Consider the following 20,193-nt stretch of genomic DNA (forward strand, 5'->3'; position numbering starts at 1 on the left):
TTACTCAAGTCAGCGGTTACGCCAGCCAGCAGTTACGCTAGCCACTGTTGCAGCTGGTGGGCCATGCCAACTGGCAGCAAGTGAGCGCGACTCAACAAGCGGCTGCGCCAGGGCTCGGCCAGCAAGGTGGGGCAAATTCGCATCTCCCGTCCCCGGTCAGCCACGTGCACCAACCGATCGATGAGGGTCTCCAGCGGCGGATGCTCCGACCAGTGGGGATAGAGGTCAGCAGTTGTGATATCGGCCAGCTCGCACACTCGCTCCTCTTCCTCATCTCCCTTTCCATCAGCCATTGGCCAGGGGTGAAGCACCTGCAGCCAACCCGGCCGTGCTGCCTCCAGCAACTGGCCCAGCGTCGGCGGTGCAAAGTGGGGATCCCCTGCGGCTTTGAGCAGATGGCGCGCCCCCGCCAGCACCACCACACCGCGGGCGGGAAGTGCAAGAAGATCGTCGGCCAGCGCCTGATCCCGCCCCCAGTTGTGCTGCTGCCAGCGCTCCGGGCTCATCTCTTGCCACTCGAATAAGGGCTCGCAGAGATGCACCCGCAGCCGCATATGTTCGGGGCGAGCCAGATTGCTCTGGCGCAGGGCGGCAAAGAAGGCCGGAAACTCGGGGGCCATCCAGGCGGGAAAGGCACAGGAGTCGAGCCAGACCGGATAGAGCCGCGCCAGCGTGAGCGGCTCATCCTGCCAGCTCTCCTGCCCCGTCAGCCAAGCATCGAGCAAGCCCTGATGGCGGCGATTGCCGCACTCCAGCACCAGATCGGTCATGAATCCCCAGAGCGCCGGATCACACAGCCAGGCGTGCTGGCGCCGGATAAAATCCGGGTGCCAGTGCGGCTCCCCCAGCCCCACCAGCTTGCCCGCCTGCAAGGCTTCCCGGATGGCGGCAACCGGGGTCATGCGTCCTCCTTCTGCCGGATGTGCGGTTGCTGCCCGACCCCATCGACCCGCTCACAAATAAGGGCGCCGATCTTTGCCAGCCAGTCGGGATGCACCATCTCCTGATGCAGGCAAGGGAAGCGCTCATAGCGGATTTCCCCTTTTGTCAGCGGCTCCCAACCACGTCCATCCAGCCAGAGCTGGCGGGAGGCTGACGCCTCGATAAAGATCACCTCCCCGTGGTAGCAGTAGTCGACCGGCTCACGGATCAGCCGGTTGTTGTGGCCAACCAGCTCAATCATGGCGCTCACCACCTGCTCGTCGAGCATGGCCAGCGCACTCCCCTCTGCCCCCAGTCGGGCCACCACGTCGTCGCGAGTGAGGGAATCGAGCGCATCGTCCGCAACCGCAATGCCCCCCATCCGCAGCAACGCATCAAGCATCCGCTGTTCGTCGGGCAACGGCTGGGTTTGCCACTGCTGGCAGGGGTAGGCATCGAGCAGCAGCACCATGGCCACCTCCTGTCCCTGCTCTTGCAGCATGGCGGCCATCCGGTGCACCAGCATGCCCCCGAGCGACCAGCCGAGCAGCCAATAGGGCCCCTCGCTCTGCTGGCGGCGCAGCTCGGTCACATAATCGAGGGCCAACTCGTCGAAGCTGGCAGGCAGCGGCGTATCCGGTTGGCAGAGCGGCCGTGCCTGTAGGGCATAGACCGCCATATCAGTCGGCAGATGGGGCACCAGCGGTGCATAACACCAGCCGAGCCCGCCTGCGGGGTGGATGCAAAAGAGAGTGGGGCCTGATGCGCCCGACTGCGCACTGTGCGCCCGCAAGGGCAACAGCATGGGCATAGCCTCCCGCTCGCCGCCAAGATGGCGCGCCAGCTGGGCGGGGCTGGGCGCTTCGAACAGGCTGGCCAGAGTGAGCGCCTGTCCGGTCGACTCTTCAATGCGCACCACCAGCTGCGCCGCCAGCAGGGAGTGACCACCGAGGGCAAAGAAGTTATCGTCGGCGCCGACCCGCGCCAGCCCCAGTATCTCGGCGAAGAGGCGACAGAGCCGCTCCTCCAGCAGGGTTTTCGGCAGCGCCTGACCCACCGCCAACGCCATATCGGGCAGCGGCAACCCCTTGCGATCCAGCTTGCCATTGGGGGTAAGCGGCAGCTCGGCCAAGTTTACCAAGAGCCCCGGCACCATGTAGTCAGGCAAGGAAGCGCCAAGGGTGGGTACCAGCTCGGCCAGCGTCAGATCTCTGCTATCTGCGGCTACCACATAGGCCACCAGACGGCGATCGCCGGGGGCAAATTCGGGGGCCAGCACCACCGCCTGCACCACCCGGGGGTGGCGCAGCAGCACCTGCTCGATCTCCTCCAGCTCGATGCGCTGACCACGGATCTTCACCTGAAAATCGAGGCGCCCCAGATACTCGATGGCGCCATCCTCGCGCCAGGCAGCCAGATCGCCGCTGCGATAGAGCCGTCCCGTCCCGAAGGGATTGGCAATAAAGCGCTCGGCAGTGAGCTCGGGCTGACCAAAGTAGCCATCCGCCACCTGTACGCCGCCAATCCAGAGCTCCCCCGCTACACCGGGCGGCACAGGCTGCAACCAGGGGTCGAGAATGTGGATGCAGGTATTCCAGACCGGATAGCCGATGGGCACGCTGGTCACCGCCTCGTCTGCCCGGCAGGGATACCAGGTGACATCCACCGCCGCCTCGGTCGGGCCATAGAGGTTGTGCAGGGGGGCTGAGAATGTCCCATACCAGCGCTGCACCAGATCCGCGGGCAGCGCCTCGCCGGAGCAGAATACCTGGCGCAGGGCGCGGCAACGCGCAGGCTCGGCCTGAGTGACAAAGATCTGCAGCATGGAGGGGACAAAGTGCAAGGTGGTGATCCCAGCCTGCTCAATCAGCTCGGCAAGGTAGGCGGGATCCTTGTGGCCACCCGGTTTGGCGAGCACAAGCCGCGCACCTGTCATAAAGGGCCAGAAGAACTCCCAGATGGAGACATCGAAACCGGCCGGGGTCTTTTGCAGCACCCGATCCGCCGGGCCGATGGGATACATGTGCTGCATCCAGAGCAGCCGGTTGACGATGGCACCATGGCTCACCACTACCCCTTTGGGCCGACCGGTCGAACCGGAGGTGTAGATGATATAGGCCGCATCTTCCGGTTTGGGGGCTGGCAGCTCACAAGGTGCTGTCATTGCCAACTCTCCCGCCGCCAGCTGCTCTGCCACACCGGGGGCATCGAGGCAGACAAGTGGCGCCGCCACATCGAGCAGCATCTGAAGCGTACGACTGGTCAGCACCAGCGCAGGCTCGCTGCTGGCGAGAATGTAGCCGATCCGCTCCGCCGGATAGTCCGGATCAACGGGCACATAGACGGCACCCACCGCCATGATGGCCTGCTGGGCGAGGATAAGCTCGGGAGAGCGCGGGATCACTACCGCCACCCGACAACCGGGGCCCACGCCCCTCCCCGCCAGATAGCATGCCAGCTGGCGGGTACGCTGGCGCAGCTCGGCCACACGCCAGCGCTCGGCGCCACACTCCAGCGCGATGGCGCTCTGATCCGCCGCCGCCAGCCCCTCGGCCAGCAGTGCGCTCAGGGTAGTGGTCGGCAACGGATAGTCGGTTTGGTTCCAGCGCGCCAGCTCAGCCTGCTCGCAGGGCAGCAACAGCGGCAAACGCACCGCCAGGGCCTCGTCACCCGCCTCACTCCAGGCCGCCAGATAGGCGACCAGCCGGGCCAGATGACGTTCGCTCTCCTGTTGGCTGAAGCGCCCCTGATGTGCTTCGAGGGTCAGGGTCATCGCGCCTGCCTCCTCGGCAAAGTAGAAGGCGCACTCCTCCACCGGCCCCGCCGCCAGCACCTGCACCTCGCCACGAACCTGGTTGTGCCCTTCACCAAAGCTGAGGGTTCGGGCAAAGGGCATCAAATTGACCTGAGGGCCAAACAGCGGCTGGCCCGGCTGACGCTGTTGCAACCACTCCTGGCGGCAGCCCTGATGACGGCGCAGGGCGGCAAATTGCCGCTCGACCTGTGCCAGCAACTCCCCTACCCGGCTGGTGCCGCTCAGCTCGATGCGCAGGGGCACCACATTGACCTTCATGCAGGGGGTATCGGCCGCCGCTGAGCCCAGCCGCCCCATCAGCGGAATACCCAGCACCACCTCGCCAGCGCCGCTCATCCGTTGCACATAGCTGGCCACCGCCGCCAGCAGCAGGCTGTAGGGGTGACAGGCCGAGCGACTCGCCCGTGCCACCAATGCCTGCCACTGGCGGCCAGCCAGTCGCTGTTCAAGCCGATATGTGGAGCCCGGCCCTTGCGCCGGACGGCGGGAGAGCGACGCCGGGTTCTCCACCCCGGCCAGCTGCTGCACGAAGAAATCGCGATCCCGCGCGGTGCGCGGCGAATCCTGATAGGCCGCCTCCTCGACCAGCAACTCCTGCTGAGTCGCATAACGGCAGGGGGCAGGCTGCTCGCCGGCACAGAGCGCCTCATACCAATTTGCCACCCGCTGGCAGAGCAGGCTCAAGCCAAAACCATCGATGGCGATATGGTGCACGGCAATAAACCAGGCCCACTGCCCCTCACCAAGGCGATAGAGGGTGGTGGCAAACAGCGGCCCCTCGGCCAGATTGAAGGGGACAGCCAGCTGCGCACGCATCTCGGCCTGCGCGGCTGCGAGCGGGTCAGCTTCGCTGCGCAGATCCCGCTCGGTCAGCTGCCAGCAGGCGGGGTTGGCCACCATTTGCGGGCCATCGGCAGTAGCCACAAAGGCGCAGTGCAGACTGGGGATCTCGTCGATGGTCTGGCGCACCGCGCGGGTGAAGTGATGGGGAGCCAGCACCCCCTCCAGCAGCCAGTACTCGCCGGTATTGCAGACGGGGCTCTGCGGGTATTTTTGCTGGGCAAACCAGATGCCAGCCTGAGCAGTGGTAAGTGGCCAGCGTGGGTGCTCACCACGCTGGTGGGTGGCGCGCATCGCCATTGTCTGTTCCATGGGAATATCCTTGCGCAAACATCGAGCGGGCAGCGGCTTACCCCTGCCCGCATGGCTGAAAAGCGAGGAGGCCAGGCCTCCTCCATAAAGTAGAGTGTCACGCCTGCCAGATCGGCAGCGCGCGGGCTAGACCCCCAGAGTGGCACCGCCATCAACCACCAGATCCTGCAGGGTGATATGGCTGGCGGCATCGGAGGCGAGAAACAGCACGCAGGCAGCCACCTCGTCGGGGGTCCCAAGTTTGCCAAGGGGGATCCCCAGCTTGAACTGCCCGGGCAGACCCGCGATGGTGCGCAGCTCTCCCTCACGCTGCTCCGCCTCCCCCTCCTGCCACATGCCGTACAGCATCGGGGTACGGGTCGAGCCCGGCGACACCAGATTGCAGCGCACCCCATAGGGGGCAAGTTCCAGCCCTGCCGTTTGGGTGAGTCTGGTCAGCGCCGCCTTGGAGGCGCCATAGATGCCCATCCCCACTCGCGGCACCCGACCGGCATTGGAGGAAACATTGACGATGGCGCCCCTGCGCCGCCCCTGAAACCAGGGGGTCAGGGCCCGCATCAGGTAGAAAGGAGCGAAGGTGTTGACGGCGAAGGTGCGCAGCAAGAGGGCGTCATCCACCTCATCGAGCCTGCCGGTCGCCAGTACGCCGGCGACATTGACCAGCACATCGGGCCCCAGCCCCTCGTCCAGCAGCTGTTCGCAGCAGCAGGTCACGGCCTCGCTGTCGCAGACATCGATCACCACCCCCTTCACGTTGCCGGGCAGCGCCTCGGTCAGTTGCAGATCGAGTGCCACCACGCAGGCCCCCGCCTCGGCAAAGGTGCGCGCCACCGCATGGCCAATTCCCTGCGCCGCGCCGGTCACCCAGACGGTTCTGCCTTGCCACTCGCTCATGGGGTGCACTCCGGTTCGCTGACGTGCTCTTCGTTGGCCTGATAAGCCGTGTCCTGACTGACATTCAGCTGACGGGAGAGGAGCGCCCACCAGTTGGCCAGGGTCGGCGTGCGAGCCAGCTCGGCCAGCTCCACCACCAGCCCCTGCTGATGCCACTCTTCCACCAGCCCCATCACCGCCAGCGAGTCGAGACCGTAGTCGAGCAGGTTGTCATCCTCGGTGGGCTGCTCATGCTGCATCTCGGCGGGCAGCCGCGCCAACACCTGAGCACGCAGCGACTCGCGAGTCAGGGGGCGTTTGCTGGCCGCCATCACCTCGGCCACGGTAATCACCCGACCGGCATTGCGGCTGACGTAGGAGAGCGCCAGCAGATGATCTTCGCGGGAGAAGTCGGCGATGGCATCTGCCACCAGGAAGGGGCGGATATCCCGCATAAAGGCATCGACCGCCGTCTGCATCACCCCGATATGGCCGTAGATGCCGCAGATCACCAGCTGATCCCGCCCCCATCCGGCCATCAGCTCGGCCAACGGTGAACGGCAAAAAGCGCTGTAGCGCCACTTGGTCAGCACCGTATCCTGCGGCTCGGGGGCCAGCGCCGAAACAATCGGCTGACGCTCCGGCGCTCGGGTCAATCCGGGCCCCCACATGTCGTTGAGCAGCGCCCGATCGGCCTGGCTCTGCTCGGCGGGCTGGGCGGTATAGACCACCGGCATGCCGAGAGCACGCGCCTGACGGATCAGGGTGGCGATATGGTCGATGACCTGATTGATCAGCGGATTGTCCGGCCCGTAGAAGTCGACGAAATAGTGCTGCATATCGTGGACCAGCAAGGCGGCGCGGCCCGGTTCGAAGGACCAGTTCACCCGCCCGGTGGGCAGCTCCTCGGCGGTAGGCAGCGGATAGGCGGCGAGGGATTGAATGGTCATGCACACTCCTTGGCGAGCTGCTCGCGCAGCGTCTGTTTGTCTATCTTGCCGACCGGGGTGTGGGGCAGTTGCTCCACCAGCACCAGGCGATCGGGCAGTTTGTAATCGGCTACCCCCTGCTCGCGCAGGAAACGGCGCAAGCGGGGCAGATTGAGGGGCTCGCGGCACATCAGAAAGGCGCAGCTGCGCTCCCCGAGCATGGGATCAGGCATGGCGACCAGCGCCGCCTGCCGCACTTCCGGGTGGGTCAGCAACAGCTCTTCAATCTCGAGGGCGTCGATCTTCTCTCCGCCCCGGTTGATCTGATCCTTGTTGCGTCCCACCACCATCAGATGGCCACCGGGCAAGCGGCAGACCAGATCGCCGGTGCAGTAGAAACCGTCCCGGTCGAAGGCACGCTGATTGTGGGCATCAGCCTTGAAGTAGCCGCGAAAGGTGTAGGGGCCACGCGTCCAGAGCTCGCCGCACTCGCCATCGGGCAAGGGGCGCCCGTCGCTGCCTCGCACCTCCACCTCGTCACCCGGGCTCATTGGACGGCCCTGGGTATTGACGATGTGCCACTGGTCATCCTCGATGCGGGTGTAGTTGACCAGCCCCTCGGCCATGCCGAACACCTGCTGCAAGCGGCAGCCAAGGCTGCTCGCCACCGTATCGGCATGAGCCGGGCTGAGGCGCGCCCCTCCCACCTGCACACACTCCAGGGAGGTCTGCGGATAGTGGCTGGCTGCCTCCAGCCAGAGCGCCAGAGCCGGTGGCACCAGTGCCGCCCAGTTGACCTGATGGCGCTGCACCAGCGGCAGACAGGTTGCAGCAGAGGGATCCTTTGCCAGCACCACGCAGCCACCGGCATAAAACACTCCGAGTGCGCCGGGGGAGCTCAGGGGAAAGTTGTGGGGCGCCGGCAGGGCGCAGAGATAGATCACCCGCTCATCCCAACCACACACCGCCACGCTCTGGCGCACGCTGTAGCCATAATCATCATGGGTACGGGGGATCAGTTTGGGGGTGCCGGTGCTGCCGCCGGAGAGCTGGAAAAAGGCGACCTGATCGGCCGGGGTTGGTGTAGGCGCTGTGGCCACCTGCACAAAACCATCAGCACAGGCCATGGTTTCAGACTGACGCCATGCAAATCCTGACTGAAGATCGGAGCCTTCTGCCTGCTCGAACAGCAGTGTCTGGCAGGAAGGAGATACCAGCTCATCAAGGGCCACGAGGCTTCCCGCTTCACCGGCAAAGCCGGGGTGAGAGGGGCTTAGTACCAGCAAGGCGGGCTCAATCTGGCGGGCAAAGGCCACCAGCTCGCGCCGCTGATGGCTGTAGAGGGCATGCACCGCCACTACGCCGCAGCGGATCAGGGCAAACCAGCAGATATAGAACTCGGCGCAGTTGGGCAACTGCACCAGCGCGGTATATCCGTGGCCCAGCCCGCGCGCGGCCAGCCGCGCTGCCAGTGCATCGACCTCACGCTTTAACTGGCCATAACTGAGGGTTCGCTCGCCGCAGATCAGGGCCGTGCGCTCGGGATAACGTTCGGCAGACCCATCGAGCAGGGTGGTGAGCGGTTGTCCGTGCCACCACCCTTGTGCCCGGTAGTGGGCTGCCAGCTCGGCAGGCCAGGGGGTAAAGGGCACCAACGGCTTCATGCGGTTACCTCCGGCACCCGGCTCTCGAGGCCAAACGCCCGCAGCATGGTGCCAAGCTTGGCGGCGGTCTCCTGCCACTCCGCTTCCGGTGAGGAGCCCACCACTACCCCGGCGCCAGCATAGAGCCGCAGTTGCCGGCCAGCCAGCACGCCACAGCGAATGGTGACTACCCACTCGCCATTGCCATCGGCATCCATCCAGCCGACGGCGCCACAGTAGAAGCGGCGATCGTACCCCTCGAGCCGAGCGATGGCCTGACGTGCTGCCGAGAGCGGCGTGCCGCATACCGCCGGTGTCGGGTGCAGCGCCAGCGCCAGAGCCAGCACGGGAGAGGGCTCATGGAGCCGTCCGGCGATGCAGGTCGAGAGGTGCCACATGGTAGGAGTGGCGATCACCTGCGGCTCCAGAGGGACGTCCAGCTCGCGGCAGAAGGGAGCGAGGGCCGCAGCGACCGCATCGGCCACCAGCGCATGTTCATAGCGATCTTTCTGGGCCCCCAGCAGTTCGGCACTGGCCGCCTGTTGATCGGAAAACGCGTGGCGCGGACGGGAGCCCGCCAGCGGATTGCTCACCACCGCCATCTCGCTGCGCGATACCAGCAGCTCGGGGCTCGCACCAAGCAGGGTCTCCCCATCCGGCAGCGGGATCTGGAACACATAGGCGCCCGGATTCTGGGCCAGCAGAGAGCCATAAGCGTGTGCGGGAGAGGTCTGTTCTGCGCTCTGCACATCGATGGCGCGCGACAACACCACTTTCTCGAGCTGGCCCTCGCTGAACTGCTGCAGCGCTGCCCGCACTGCCCCCTGATAGTGGGCAGAGCCGGTCACTTCACTCACCTCGCCATGGAGCTGGCAACAGCGGGCGGGCAACATCGTATCCCTTGCGACCCACTGCGATTGCGCCGGGATCACCAGATGCCAGGGGGATTGGGTATCAAACGGAATGGCGCCGATGGCGATGGGATTGACCATCCCCTGCTGGCGCAGCTTACGCAGATGGGCGAGCAGCTTATCCGGTGGGATGCCGGTAAAACTGTCGTGGATACCGGAGGCGACCAGTACCCTGTCACCGCTGGCAAAACAGCACACTTTATCCAGCCCGACCGCTGTGGCGGGCCACTCTCCTTCCAGTGCATGGTCACACATGACGGTGCTACTCCTTGGAATGAATCACTGCCTGACACGACTTAAGGTGAGTCATTTGACTCACCAGGTATCAGGGTGAACGGCATCCTAACAAGGAGCGAAAAAACGATCAATACAAATGAGAATCAATTTCATTAACTTCTTTTTAGTCAAAAGAGAGTGACGAACGAAACTGAGCTTCGCCAATAAAAAAGAGTTGCGATCGGAGCAAATTCAACTTGATAATGATAACGCTTATCATTTGTATATTATGGAAGATGTAAATAATGAAATCCTCAACCTCCCGTTTTATTGCTCCCAGCCTGCTGGCCACCACCATCGTCACTCTGCTGACCCAGCAAGCCATCGCCGCCAGTAACGCCCCTCAAGCCGATGAGGTGATCACCGTCACCACAACGGCGCACAATACCCGATCGGCACCGGCCTCTATCTCTGTCATCACGGCCGAACAGATCGCCGCCGCGCCCGTCAATGACCTTGCCGACCTGCTGCGCCACGAAGTGGGCATTCAGGCTGAAGCGGACACCAATGGCCGCAGCGATATCGGTATTCGTGGCATGTCCGGCAAGTACACCCTGGTACTGGTGGATGGCAAACGCCTCTCCTCCTCCAATGCCCTGTGGCGCGGCGGCAACTTCGACAACACCCCGGTCCCCCTTGGCATGATCCAGCGGGTCGAGGTGATCCGTGGTCCCATGTCAGCACTTTACGGCTCCGATGCCATCGGTGGTGTCATCAATATCATCACCAAACAGCCGGGCAAAACCTGGCAAGGGGCGGCTGATGCCGACTTCAAGGCCATCGAGGGCAAGGATGGCGGCGATCAGCACAGGACCAACCTGGGCTTTAACGGCCCCCTGACCGACAACCTGCTGATCCGGATGAACGGCGAGGTGTATGACCGTCAAGCCTGGACCCCCACCGAAGCTGCTGACGGCATCCCCCTTATCGAAGCCAAACAGACCCGCAACTTCGCCTCCACCCTGAGCTGGCTGGTGGATGAGCAGCAGCGCTTCGAGCTGGATTACCTCTACAACCAGGATGAGCGGCCTCTCGATATCTTCCGCAAAACCGGAAACAAGGTGCACAGCCGCCAGCAGCAAAACGATCGCAACCTGTTTGGTCTGACCCACAAGGGGAACTGGAGCTGGGGTGACACCACCGTCATGGCCAACTATGAAAGCTCCCAGATCGATGATTTCAATACCAGCTACTCGGCCCCGCAGCAGCGCGAACTGGAAGAGAACACCCTGACCCTCAAGGGCTACACCAACCTGGCGCTGGCCAACCACTACCTGACCCTGGGTGGTGAATATCTGGATCGGGAGCTGGTGGATGCGGTGAGCTACAAGGATATCGGCGGCAAGGAGAGTCACTCTCAGGAGGCGCTGTTCGCTCAGGACGAAATTGGCCTGACCGACAGCCTGACCTTCACGCTGGGCGGCCGTTACGATCACCACGAGATCTACGGCAGCCACTTCACCCCGCGCGGCTATCTGGTCTATGAGATGAACGATGTGGTGACAGTGAAAGGCGGTGTCAGCCAGGCCTTCAAGGCACCGGCGCCGCACCAGTACTCCAACGGCTATAGCATCGAGAGCTGCGGCGGCAGCTGCCGCATCTATGGCAGCGACAAGGTCAAGCCGGAAACCAGCACCAACTACGAGCTGGGCGTCATCGCAGGGCAAGGGATCTGGGAGACCAGCGCCACCCTCTTCTACTCCGATATCGACGACATGCTCACCTTCAAACAGCTGCCGAACTCCACTGACCGCACCTGGTACAACCTGGAGAAGGCCACCACCAAGGGGCTGGAGCTGACCGGCAGGCTCGACCTGACCGACGACATCAATCTGGGTGCCAACTACACCTACCTGAAAGCGGAAGGCGATCAGGGTCAGGCCCTGCCCGAACGGCCGGAGCACAAAGCCAACGCCAAGATCACCTGGCAGGCCACCGAGCGGGTCAACGCCTTCGTTGGCACCACCTATACCGGCACCCAATATGCGGAGCAGACCGTCAACAAGGCCGTGGTGCTGCACAAGCTGCCCAGCTATCAGACTTTCGATCTCGGCACCGGCTTCAAGGTCACCGAGAACTTTGATCTGCGGGTCGGTATCACCAACCTGACCGATGTGCGCCTGCAAGAGAAAGACACCGTCTTCCAGAACGTCGAACCGGGTCGCAGCTACTACGTCAGCGGCTCAGCCCGCTTCTAAGGTAGCCAAGGCCGATATAACAGAGCGCGGGCCCATGCCCGCGCTCTGTTAACCAAGAGAATAAGGGGAAGATCCCCACTGGACAGCAAAGAGCATGCAGATTTCCATTTTCATCAGGATCGCTCATGTTCACCTCACTTCTGAATGCTTCACCCCTTGCCACCCTGCCCACCCCTGACGAGATGTTAAAGGCCAGACCCTGTCCGGCACGGCTCGCTCGCCAGATCGCTCGCAGCCGCCAGCAAGCCCGCCATATTCTGCAGGGAGAGGATGATCGCCTGCTGCTGGTGATCGGCCCCTGCTCCATTCACGATCCGGTAGCCGCCCGCGACTATGGTGGCCGGCTCGCTGAACTGCAGGGCCAATACGGGGAGCAACTGCAACTGGTGATGCGCACCTATTTCGAAAAGCCGCGCACGACGCTCGGCTGGAAAGGATTTATCTTCGATCCCGACCTCGATGGCAGCGATCGACTGGAAAAGGGCCTATCCCAGGCCAGGGAGTTACTGTTGACCCTTGGACAGGAAGGGCTCGCCTGTGCCACCGAATTTCTCGATCTCACCAGCATGCTCTATCTGGGGGACCTCATCAGCTGGGGCGCCATCGGTGCTCGCACCACCGAATCCCAGCTCCACCGCCAGCTAGCCTCGGCCCTCCCCTGCCCCATCGGTTTTAAAAACGGCACCGATGGCAACGTCCGGATCGCGGTCGAGGCCATCCTTGCCAGCCGGGCCGCGCACCTCTATCCGCAGCCTTCCGGTGACGGGCGGCTGGCACTGGTGCGCAGTCATGGCAACCCCGATGGTCACCTGATCCTGCGCGGTGGCCGCCTGCCCAACTATCAGAGCAATCATGTGGCAGAGGCTGGCGACTTGCTGCGCCAACATCATCTGTCACCCCGGCTGATGATCGATTGCAGCCACGGCAACAGCCAGAAACAACATGCCCGCCAGCTGCTGGTTGCCCGTGACATTGCCGACCAGCTGGAGGCAGGTAGCCATGCCATCGCCGCCATCATGGTGGAAAGTTTTATCTGCGAAGGGCGTCAGGAGATTGGCAGCAAACCGCTGCGCTACGGCCAGTCGATCACCGATAGCTGCATCGGCTGGGAACAGACAAGGCAGCTGCTCGATATGGTGGCAGAAGGGGTTGAGGCGCGCCGTCAGCAGCGGATCGCCCTGGCGGGATAAATGGCGGATTAGAGAGATAACTCAGAAAACAGTGTGGCCCCGATGGGGCCACACTGTTGTTCACTGTTTGACGCACGTCAGGCGACTGACTCACGCTCCACCAGCTGGGCTTCAAACTTGAGCGCCAGGCCGTCTACCGGCTTGTGATCGAGCAGGCGCAGCGCCAGCTCAGCAGCGCGGCTGCCCATCTCCTCGATGGGGTAGCGCACTGTGGTGAGCTTGGGATAGATGTAGCGGGCGTAGGGGATATCGTCGAACCCCACCACCGATACCTGCTGCGGGATCTTGTAACCCCGCTCCAGCAGGCAAGAGATCGCCCCCGCCACCATACCGTCGTTGAAACCGAGCACGGCAGTGAACTCGACACCACGGGCCAGCAGTTCACTCATCGCCACATAGCCGCCATTTTCGTCGGCATAGGCGCGGCTGACGAGAGCAGGATCAAAGGCAATCCCTGCTCTCGCCAGAGTTTGGGTGTAACCGGCCATCCGCTGCTGACCATCGACAAACTCTTCATCATCGGAGGTGATAAAGGCGATGTTGCGATGACCGGCATCCAGCAAGTGCTGGCACGCGGTGGTGATCCCCGCCTGGTTATCGAGCCAGACGCAGCGATCCTCAAAGCCCGGCACCTGACGGTTGATAAAGACGATGGGGGTAGAGCCTGCCGCCAGCTCGCTCAGCTCCTCGTCCGGGAGCGCCTTGCTGTGGAGGATCAGCGCATCGCACTGGCGCTGCAGCAGCGCCTGAATGGCGTGACGCTCGCGCGCGATATCATGGTTGCCAGACATGACGATGGTGAACTTGTTGGCCTGATCGACCATGGTTTCGATGCCACGCATCATCTGGGCAAAGAAGGGGCCGCCGCAGAGGTCGCCAACCAGCACGCCAATGCAGTTGGAACGCTTGCTGACCAGTGCCTGGGCAAAACTGTTGGGTCGAAAATTCAGTTCCTTCATGGCCGCCAGTACGGCCTCACGCTTTTCCGGTGCTACCTGTGCCGTGTTGTTGATAACCCGCGACACGGTGGAGATAGACACATTTGCCAGCTGAGAAACGTCTTTAATCGTTGCCACTATCCATTCCTTTATTGTGGGGGAACCTGTCGGTGCCGACGCCCGAGTATACCCTGCGGCCTGATGCAATTCCCGGAGCCAGGTCACCGGGCATGTTTCCTTTGGTAACAAAACCTTACCCGATGATACCCGTCGGCAGGGCAATTTGAAAACAGGGGCCGGCTGGCGGCCCCCGACTCAATAGGCGTGATTGAGCTCCCGCTCTGACATGAAGCGCAGCGGCTGCTGCAGCTTGTGCTGATAGATGAGATCGAACGACAACACGTTTTGCACGTAGTTGCGCGTCTCCTTGTAGGGGATACTCTCAACCCACACGTCCATCGGCTTGTTGTCACTCTGCTCTCGCCAGCGTTTTACCCGTCCCGGCCCGGCGTTGTAGGCAGCAGCAGCCAGGATCCGGTTGCCGTCATAGACATCCAGCAAGCGCTTGAGATAGGCGCTCCCCAGACGAATATTCATCGTCGGATCAAACAGTTGCTGCTCGTTGCGATAGGGCACCCCCAGCTTGCCGGCAGTCTCTTTGGCAGTAGCAGGCATCAGTTGCATCAGACCGCGCGCCCCCACCGGCGACTGGGCCAGCGGATAGAGGGCACTCTCCTGACGGGAGATGGCATAGAGCAAACTGGTGTTCATGGTGCGCTCTTGCGCCATCTGGGAGAAGGTGCGTTTGAGCGGCAGCGGGAAGCGCAGGTCGAGGGCATCCCACGCCTCGGCGCGAATGCTGGCGAGAATGGCCAGCTCGTGCCAGCCCTGATTGAGGGCGATATGACCAAACTCGATGCGCTGGGCCACCGGATTGCGATCCATGTTGTGGATCCACTCCGAGCGGGCCGCCGCAATCTCGTTCATCGAGAGCAATTCGCGCACCCGCAACAGGAAGGGCCAGCGCTGGCTGGCCGTGCGCCAGTCCGGTACATGCTTGACGCTCTGGTTCTTGATGCGATAGGGCACGCCGGTGCGCTGGGCGGCCATAAAGCCGTAGAAACCGCGCAGGTTGGCGGTCTCCAGATAGAGATCCCGCGCCGGTTTTTGCTGCCCCTGTACTTCAAGAGAGCGCGCCATCCAGTAGCGCCAGCGATCCTCTTTCTGACGGGCCATCGGCATCATCTTCACCCAGCCGGAGAGGCCACGCCAATCCTGCTCCCAGATGGCCAGTCGTGCCCGCAGCTCGGTGATGTCGGGATCCGCCAGCTTTTTCACCGTGCTGTCGACCCAGCTGCGCTGGGCTATGGAGCGATCCAGCAGCAGGCGGCGGGCAATGGCACGCTCTACCGGTTTCACCTCGGCCTGGGTCAGGCCGAAACGGCTGCGAAACAGCGCAAGCTGGCGCAGCACCGACTCCGGCTCCTGATTGGCATAGCGGGTCAAACCGAGGGAGAGCAGCTTACGGGAGTAGGGATTGCTGCTGAAATAGGCCGGGTTCATCGCCTTGGCAGGCTGCTCGAACAGGGTCACCATCTGATCGCCATAGCTCTGCAAGCCACTACCCAGGGTCGCGCCAAGGTGGCGGATCAGGTTGGGGTTTTCCGCCTCGAACGCCAGCGTCATCCGCTGCCAGATCTTCTCCTGGGTTCGCTGACCGGATGCCTGCCACAGCTGGAACAGCGGGGAGCAGGCATCGGGACGGGATTGACCGCTCATCCAGATCTTGCCCGCCCCCTGCAACGCCTCTTTCTGCTTGCCGGTGTAATAGAGCGCCTGATAGTGCATGCAGAGCAGATCGGTGGAGCTCGGCTTGGCCGGATAGAAGCGCAGGAACTGCGACCACTGCTGGCTCTGGGCCAGATAGGTCAGATAGCTGCGCTCCAGCCGGTTGGACTGGGGGGTATCTCCATGCTGGCGGATAAAGCGGGTCACATCGTTGTAATCCGCCGCCCCCGGACGAAAGGCGAGCTGATAGTAATCGAGGTAAGGGAGCAGGGGGTAATGGGTCAACCGGGCACGAATTTGCTGGAAACGGGCTTGATCATTGGCCCGTACGGCGTCATACGCCTGACGGTAGAGCGTCTGGTCGGCAGTCTGCGCCATCAGGGTCGGCACGAACAGCGCCGACAAAACAATTCCCCATACAGCTTTCACTGAGCATCTCCATTGAGGGCAATACACCGCCCGGTGGCGGTGGGTCTACTGCCTCTCATTCTACCCGTTGCCGGGCAGCGCTACAGCGGGGAGCAAGGACTATTTTTCTGCCTCGCTCAGCTGCATTTCACGCAGTTGCTCCGGTCTGGTCAGCCGCTGTACATATTTCTCCAGATAGGGCACCGGCAGCGGCTTGGAGGCGAGATAGCCCTGATAGAAACTGCACCCCTGCGCCTTGAGAAACTCCAGTTGCTGGCGGGATTCCACCCCTTCCGCCGTGACGTTGAACCCCATATGGCGCGCCATGGCGATCACCGCCTCGACGATGGCCATGTTGTCGCCATCTTTCGGGATGTCCTGAATGAAGGAGCGGTCGATCTTGAGCTCATCGGCAGGCAGCCGCTTGAGGTAGCTCAGGGAGGAGTAACCGGCGCCAAAATCGTCGATGGCAAAGCTGATGCCGAGCTCCTTGAGCTCGGTCATCTTGCTGATGGTGTCCTCGGCATGACCCAGCACCACGGACTCGGTGATCTCCAGATTGAGGCAGGCCGGATCCATGCCGGTTTGCGCCAACACATCGTGGATCCGCTCGACAAAATCGGTGGCATGGAACTGCTTGGCACTGACGTTGACCGAGATCTGCGGAATGTGGATGCCGTTTTCCTCCCACAGCACATACTGGGCGCACGCCTCGTGCAGCACCCAGTTGCCGATATCGACAATCAGGTCCGTCTCCTCGGCGATGGGGATAAATTCGGCCGGCGAGACCAGCGAGCGACCGGCTGGCTGCCAGCGGATCAGCGCCTCGACACCAATGATATCGCCGCCATCGACCATATGCTGGGGCTGATAGTAGAGGGTCAGCTCTTGCTGGCTGAGGGCGTTGCGCAATTCGTTGTGAATGAGCAAACGGCGATCCGCCTGCTGCTGCATCGAGGCATCGAAGAAGCGACGGGTCTTGCGGCCAGCGGACTTGGCCTGATACATGGCGGTATCCGCCTGCTTGAGCAGATCATCAACCCCCTGCTCCCGATCCGGAAACAGGGTAATGCCAACGCTGGCGCCGATGTGCAGCACCTGCCCCACATAGGTATAAGGAGCGGCAATCTCGGTGATAAGCCGTTCGGCAATGATATCGGCCTGCATCTCCGCCTGGGGCGGGCTCGCCGAGAGCGATGGCAGCAGCAACACAAACTCGTCACCGCCGAGGCGGGCCAGACAATCCCCCTGTCGCACCAGCCGTTTGAGACGGGCGGCGACCTCCTTGAGCAGCCAGTCACCGGTAGCGTGGCCGAGGGAGTCGTTGATGGTCTTGAAGTGATCGAGATCGATAAAGAGCAGCGCGCCAATCAGACCATCGCGGGTCGCCTCGTTGAAGGTCTGCACCAGGGTCTCATGCAACTGACGGCGATTGGGCAATCCGGTCAGCTCGTCGTAATAGGCGAGATCCTGAATGCGTCGCTCGGCCGCCTTGCGCTCGGAGATATCCTCGAAGCAGATGACAAAGTGGCTGATCACCCCTTTTTCATCCTGCACCGGCGTCACTATCTCCCACTGGGGGTAGGTGTGACCATCGGCATGACGACGCAGAGTTTCTCCCTGCCAGCGGTTGAGAGGGTTGAGCTCGTAGCCCAGCCCTCCAAGATTGGGCCAGAGATCCTCTTCCAGCTGCAGACCCAGTACGGAGTGGCTGTCAAAACCGGTGATCTGGCTGAAGGCGTTGTTGACCCGCAGGATCTTGAACCCCGGATCCGTGATGATGATCCCTTCGTGGGTCTCGAATGCAACGGCAGAGAGGCGCATCTGGGCATCGGATTGCAGTCGCTCCAGCTCGGCTACCATCCGTACCGAGAAGGTATTGAGCACCGAGGTGAGGTTGCTGGTATCTGCCGGGGCCGAATAGAGCAGCGCCAGATGGCCCAGAAGTTGGCTTCTGGCATCAAATAGCGGCTGACCATAATAAGTCTGCCCGGCCGCCAGCCAGGGTTGATACTCCTGCGACTCGTCAATCACCTCGAAACAGATGGCCCCTTGCTTGTAGAGCTCCTGACAGGGGGAGCCCGCCAGCGGGTAGTCTTTAAGCGTCAGCCCGTCGGCAGCCAGCACTTTGACCCGGTCGGCACCGCACAACTCCCCCACCCAGACCGCATCCACCTTGAGGATATGGGCCAGCTGACTGACCAGGGTATTGAAGAAATCGAGCCCGGTGCGGGCAGAGAGCGCCTGCGCCAACTGGGTGAGCAGGGTGGTTTGAAGCAACGGCAAAGAGAGGTTGAGAGAGGAGACCGCACTGTTGGCGGTATCAAGAGGGGCCAGCCAGCCACAGCAGATCTGCTGGGTAGGCACAAACTGACCGCTCCAGAGCACATGGTTGAGCTGCCCCCGATCATCCTTCAGATGACCGATGAACTGTTCAGGCAGATGTGATTCATGAAGCCGGACAAGAAAATCGGCAAAGCCTTCCTCATCTTCCGGTAACAGGCGAGCGGCCCAGGGATGATTGCCCTCCCCTTGCCACTGCTGGTAGGCCCCCTGATCAGAGAGACTCCACTGATCATGTTGCCGATCGAAAAACCACATGACTTGCGTGGCTTGCTGCTTCATTTACCACTCCAACACAACAACCAACCACGTTTGATGTCCAATCAGGCATAGCAACGCCCCCTGCATCCGCTCATCAGAGCAGAGGTTGCGAGGGAAGAGTACAAACATGCGATATCAAGCAGTGAAAACCGGACATGAGGTCGACACGAAGTGCTGCCAAGAAGGGACAGAAACGATCCTATTCCTGTCATACTGCCTGCCAGTTTCATGGAGCTCAAGCTGTTTTTGGCACGAAACCGGAAAAGATCACAATTTATAAGTTGCTGAATAGCCAAGGGAAGGTTATGTGACACGGATCACATTTCAATCTTTGCCAATGAGTAATCTGAAGGTGAAGACACAAGCAAGACGACCCGAAGGGGGCCAATATGAAAATCGAAATTACCAGCAAAATCATCGACATCACCCCGGCTATCCGCGAGCGCATCGAATCCCGTTTTGAAAAGCTCGAACGTCTTCAGGTGCCTCTCATCACACCCCATGTGATTGTTTCCAAAGAGCGTCTGATGTTCACTGTCGAAGCCAGTGCTGGCATCCCCAACGGCAAACTGTTTGCCCAAGCAGAGCATGAGGATCTCTACGCCGCCATCAACGAACTGGGGCAAAAACTGGAGCGCCAACTCAACCGTCACACCGAAAAGCCGATTGCCCGTCGTGCCAATGCAGCGCTCAAAGAGCAGCCGCAACCGGATGAAGCTGACGCTTGATAGCATGCCGCAAGGCTAATAATTCCAAAGAGCATAAAGGCGGGGTCACCCGCCTTTTTGTTGCCTGTGATTTGCCGACAAGCATCGCGTTACGTCAGTGAACAGGCGCCATCAACTGAGCCAGTGCAACCGGGTATCCACCCCCTCTTGCAAACGATCGAGGATCGGCAGCAATACCAGCGGATCCTCCTGGCGTGGCATATCGGCCAGCTTTCCTTGCAACCGCTCCCGCGCCAGCGGTGACAGGTTGTCGTAGACAGCCTCATCCAGCAGTGGCTGTTTGACCGCCAGCGGCGGTGTTTGCAGCGCCAGCCAGAGCCGCACATCCACCATGCTTCCCCCCTGCTGCAGCCGCTCATTGATGGCACTGCAGTCACTCCCCGCCCCTTCAGCCACCAGCACCTCTGCCGGTCTCAGCGCAAAGTGCATACGCCAGTCACGGCTCTGGGGAGTGGCCGCCGGTTTGGCATCAAACCAGGGCTGCTCCTCCACCGCGTCGGTCAGCAGGGCCAGATGCAACCGGAAATCCGCCCGATCCCCATGCTGCAGGTCACGGTTGAGGCGCTGCCCCAACTGACCCTCATCAACGAGCAGGTGATTACGGATTGAACTGGGCAGCATGAGATAACTCTCTAAAATGGCAATTTCACTGGTTATCGGCCACAAATCCAATTCTTTTAATGGAAAAATCCTGCTTGGGGGTTCACAAAACCGGAAGATCTGTTAGTATGCGCCTCGCACTTGTGGAGGGGTTCCCGAGCGGCCAAAGGGATCAGACTGTAAATCTGACGGCTCTGCCTTCGAAGGTTCGAATCCTTC

The 20,193-nt window shown here is 62.0% G+C and carries 13 protein-coding genes; 3 read left to right on the forward strand and 10 right to left on the reverse strand.

The genetic code is table 11. The features are described 5' to 3' along the window. Positions 1-32: 32 nt before the first annotated feature. From G5168_RS09885 to G5168_RS09910, 6 genes are all read right to left on the reverse strand, one after another. On the reverse strand, positions 33-902 hold the full coding sequence (locus G5168_RS09885) for a hypothetical protein (RefSeq protein WP_421252141.1): 870 nt from the start codon (positions 900-902) through the stop codon (positions 33-35). Further along, positions 899-4,888 (reverse strand): amino acid adenylation domain-containing protein, encoded by a 3,990-nt coding sequence (locus G5168_RS09890; protein WP_421252142.1) that lies wholly within the window; start codon positions 4,886-4,888, stop codon positions 899-901. The genes G5168_RS09885 and G5168_RS09890 overlap by 4 nt, the downstream gene beginning before the upstream one ends. A 126-nt stretch (positions 4,889-5,014) precedes the next feature. Then, the gene (dhbA, locus tag G5168_RS09895) at positions 5,015-5,782 is read right to left on the reverse strand and encodes a 2,3-dihydro-2,3-dihydroxybenzoate dehydrogenase (RefSeq protein ID WP_421252143.1); all 768 of its coding nucleotides are present in this window, start codon (positions 5,780-5,782) and stop codon (positions 5,015-5,017) included. After that, positions 5,779-6,711, reverse strand: coding sequence for an isochorismatase family protein (locus G5168_RS09900; protein WP_421252144.1), 933 nt, complete (start codon positions 6,709-6,711; stop codon positions 5,779-5,781). The genes dhbA and G5168_RS09900 overlap by 4 nt, the downstream gene beginning before the upstream one ends. Next, positions 6,708-8,354: a (2,3-dihydroxybenzoyl)adenylate synthase gene (locus tag G5168_RS09905; RefSeq protein ID WP_421252145.1), complete on the reverse strand. Its 1,647-nt coding sequence runs from the start codon at positions 8,352-8,354 to the stop codon at positions 6,708-6,710. Before G5168_RS09905 ends, G5168_RS09900 begins: the two co-directional genes overlap by 4 nt. Then, positions 8,351-9,499, reverse strand: a complete 1,149-nt coding sequence (locus G5168_RS09910) for an isochorismate synthase (RefSeq protein ID WP_421252146.1) — start codon at positions 9,497-9,499, stop codon at positions 8,351-8,353. Before G5168_RS09910 ends, G5168_RS09905 begins: the two co-directional genes overlap by 4 nt. Positions 9,500-9,765: 266 nt before the next feature. On the opposite strand from G5168_RS09910, the gene G5168_RS09915 reads away from it, so the two are divergent. Both G5168_RS09915 and G5168_RS09920 read left to right on the forward strand, forming a co-directional pair. Further along, entirely contained in the window at positions 9,766-11,718 is a 1,953-nt protein-coding gene (locus G5168_RS09915; RefSeq protein ID WP_421252147.1) for a TonB-dependent receptor domain-containing protein, read from the forward strand. A gap of 125 nt (positions 11,719-11,843) precedes the next feature. Further along, positions 11,844-12,908, forward strand: coding sequence for a 3-deoxy-7-phosphoheptulonate synthase (locus G5168_RS09920; protein WP_204478852.1), 1,065 nt, complete (start codon positions 11,844-11,846; stop codon positions 12,906-12,908). Between the two features lie 77 nt (positions 12,909-12,985). Here G5168_RS09920 and G5168_RS09925 read toward each other — a convergent pair whose 3' ends face one another. The 3 genes from G5168_RS09925 to G5168_RS09935 all read right to left on the reverse strand — a co-directional run bounded on the left by G5168_RS09925 (position 12,986) and on the right by G5168_RS09935 (position 18,667). Beyond that, entirely contained in the window at positions 12,986-13,984 is a 999-nt protein-coding gene (locus tag G5168_RS09925) for a LacI family DNA-binding transcriptional regulator (RefSeq protein WP_069527099.1), read from the reverse strand. A gap of 177 nt (positions 13,985-14,161) precedes the next feature. Beyond that, positions 14,162-16,063, reverse strand: coding sequence for a transglycosylase SLT domain-containing protein (locus tag G5168_RS09930; RefSeq protein ID WP_058058058.1), 1,902 nt, complete (start codon positions 16,061-16,063; stop codon positions 14,162-14,164). Positions 16,064-16,162: 99 nt separating this feature from the next. Further along, on the reverse strand, positions 16,163-18,667 hold the full coding sequence (locus tag G5168_RS09935) for a putative bifunctional diguanylate cyclase/phosphodiesterase (protein ID WP_421252148.1): 2,505 nt from the start codon (positions 18,665-18,667) through the stop codon (positions 16,163-16,165). A gap of 368 nt (positions 18,668-19,035) precedes the next feature. On the opposite strand from G5168_RS09935, the gene hpf reads away from it, so the two are divergent. Next, positions 19,036-19,374, forward strand: a complete 339-nt coding sequence (gene hpf, locus G5168_RS09940) for a ribosome hibernation-promoting factor, HPF/YfiA family (RefSeq protein WP_005334257.1) — start codon at positions 19,036-19,038, stop codon at positions 19,372-19,374. A 111-nt stretch (positions 19,375-19,485) separates the two neighbouring features. Here the strand turns inward: hpf and G5168_RS09945 are convergent, their stop codons facing one another. Continuing rightward, a complete protein-coding gene (locus G5168_RS09945) occupies positions 19,486-19,995 on the reverse strand; it encodes a VC2046/SO_2500 family protein (RefSeq protein WP_319889309.1) in 510 nt (169 codons plus the stop codon). Positions 19,996-20,193: the final 198 nt, after the last annotated feature.

The sequence above is a fragment of the Aeromonas sp. 600724 genome (assembly GCF_049175135.1).
Lineage (GTDB): Bacteria > Pseudomonadota > Gammaproteobacteria > Enterobacterales > Aeromonadaceae > Aeromonas > Aeromonas veronii_A.

What these genes read in the sequence shown, in the direction of transcription:
- G5168_RS09905 (WP_421252145.1), bottom strand. Translation starts at nt 8,354, where the DNA reads ATGAAGCCGTTGGTGCCCTTTACCCCCTGGCCTGCCGAGCTGGCAGCC.
- dhbA (WP_421252143.1), bottom strand. Translation starts at nt 5,782, where the DNA reads ATGAGCGAGTGGCAAGGCAGAACCGTCTGGGTGACCGGCGCGGCGCAG.
- G5168_RS09935 (WP_421252148.1), bottom strand. Translation starts at nt 18,667, where the DNA reads ATGAAGCAGCAAGCCACGCAAGTCATGTGGTTTTTCGATCGGCAACAT.
- G5168_RS09900 (WP_421252144.1), bottom strand. Translation starts at nt 6,711, where the DNA reads ATGACCATTCAATCCCTCGCCGCCTATCCGCTGCCTACCGCCGAGGAG.
- G5168_RS09920 (WP_204478852.1), top strand. Translation starts at nt 11,844, where the DNA reads ATGTTCACCTCACTTCTGAATGCTTCACCCCTTGCCACCCTGCCCACC.
- hpf (WP_005334257.1), top strand. Translation starts at nt 19,036, where the DNA reads ATGAAAATCGAAATTACCAGCAAAATCATCGACATCACCCCGGCTATC.
- G5168_RS09890 (WP_421252142.1), bottom strand. Translation starts at nt 4,888, where the DNA reads ATGGAACAGACAATGGCGATGCGCGCCACCCACCAGCGTGGTGAGCAC.
- G5168_RS09910 (WP_421252146.1), bottom strand. Translation starts at nt 9,499, where the DNA reads ATGTGTGACCATGCACTGGAAGGAGAGTGGCCCGCCACAGCGGTCGGG.
- G5168_RS09945 (WP_319889309.1), bottom strand. Translation starts at nt 19,995, where the DNA reads ATGCTGCCCAGTTCAATCCGTAATCACCTGCTCGTTGATGAGGGTCAG.
- G5168_RS09915 (WP_421252147.1), top strand. Translation starts at nt 9,766, where the DNA reads ATGAAATCCTCAACCTCCCGTTTTATTGCTCCCAGCCTGCTGGCCACC.
- G5168_RS09885 (WP_421252141.1), bottom strand. Translation starts at nt 902, where the DNA reads ATGACCCCGGTTGCCGCCATCCGGGAAGCCTTGCAGGCGGGCAAGCTG.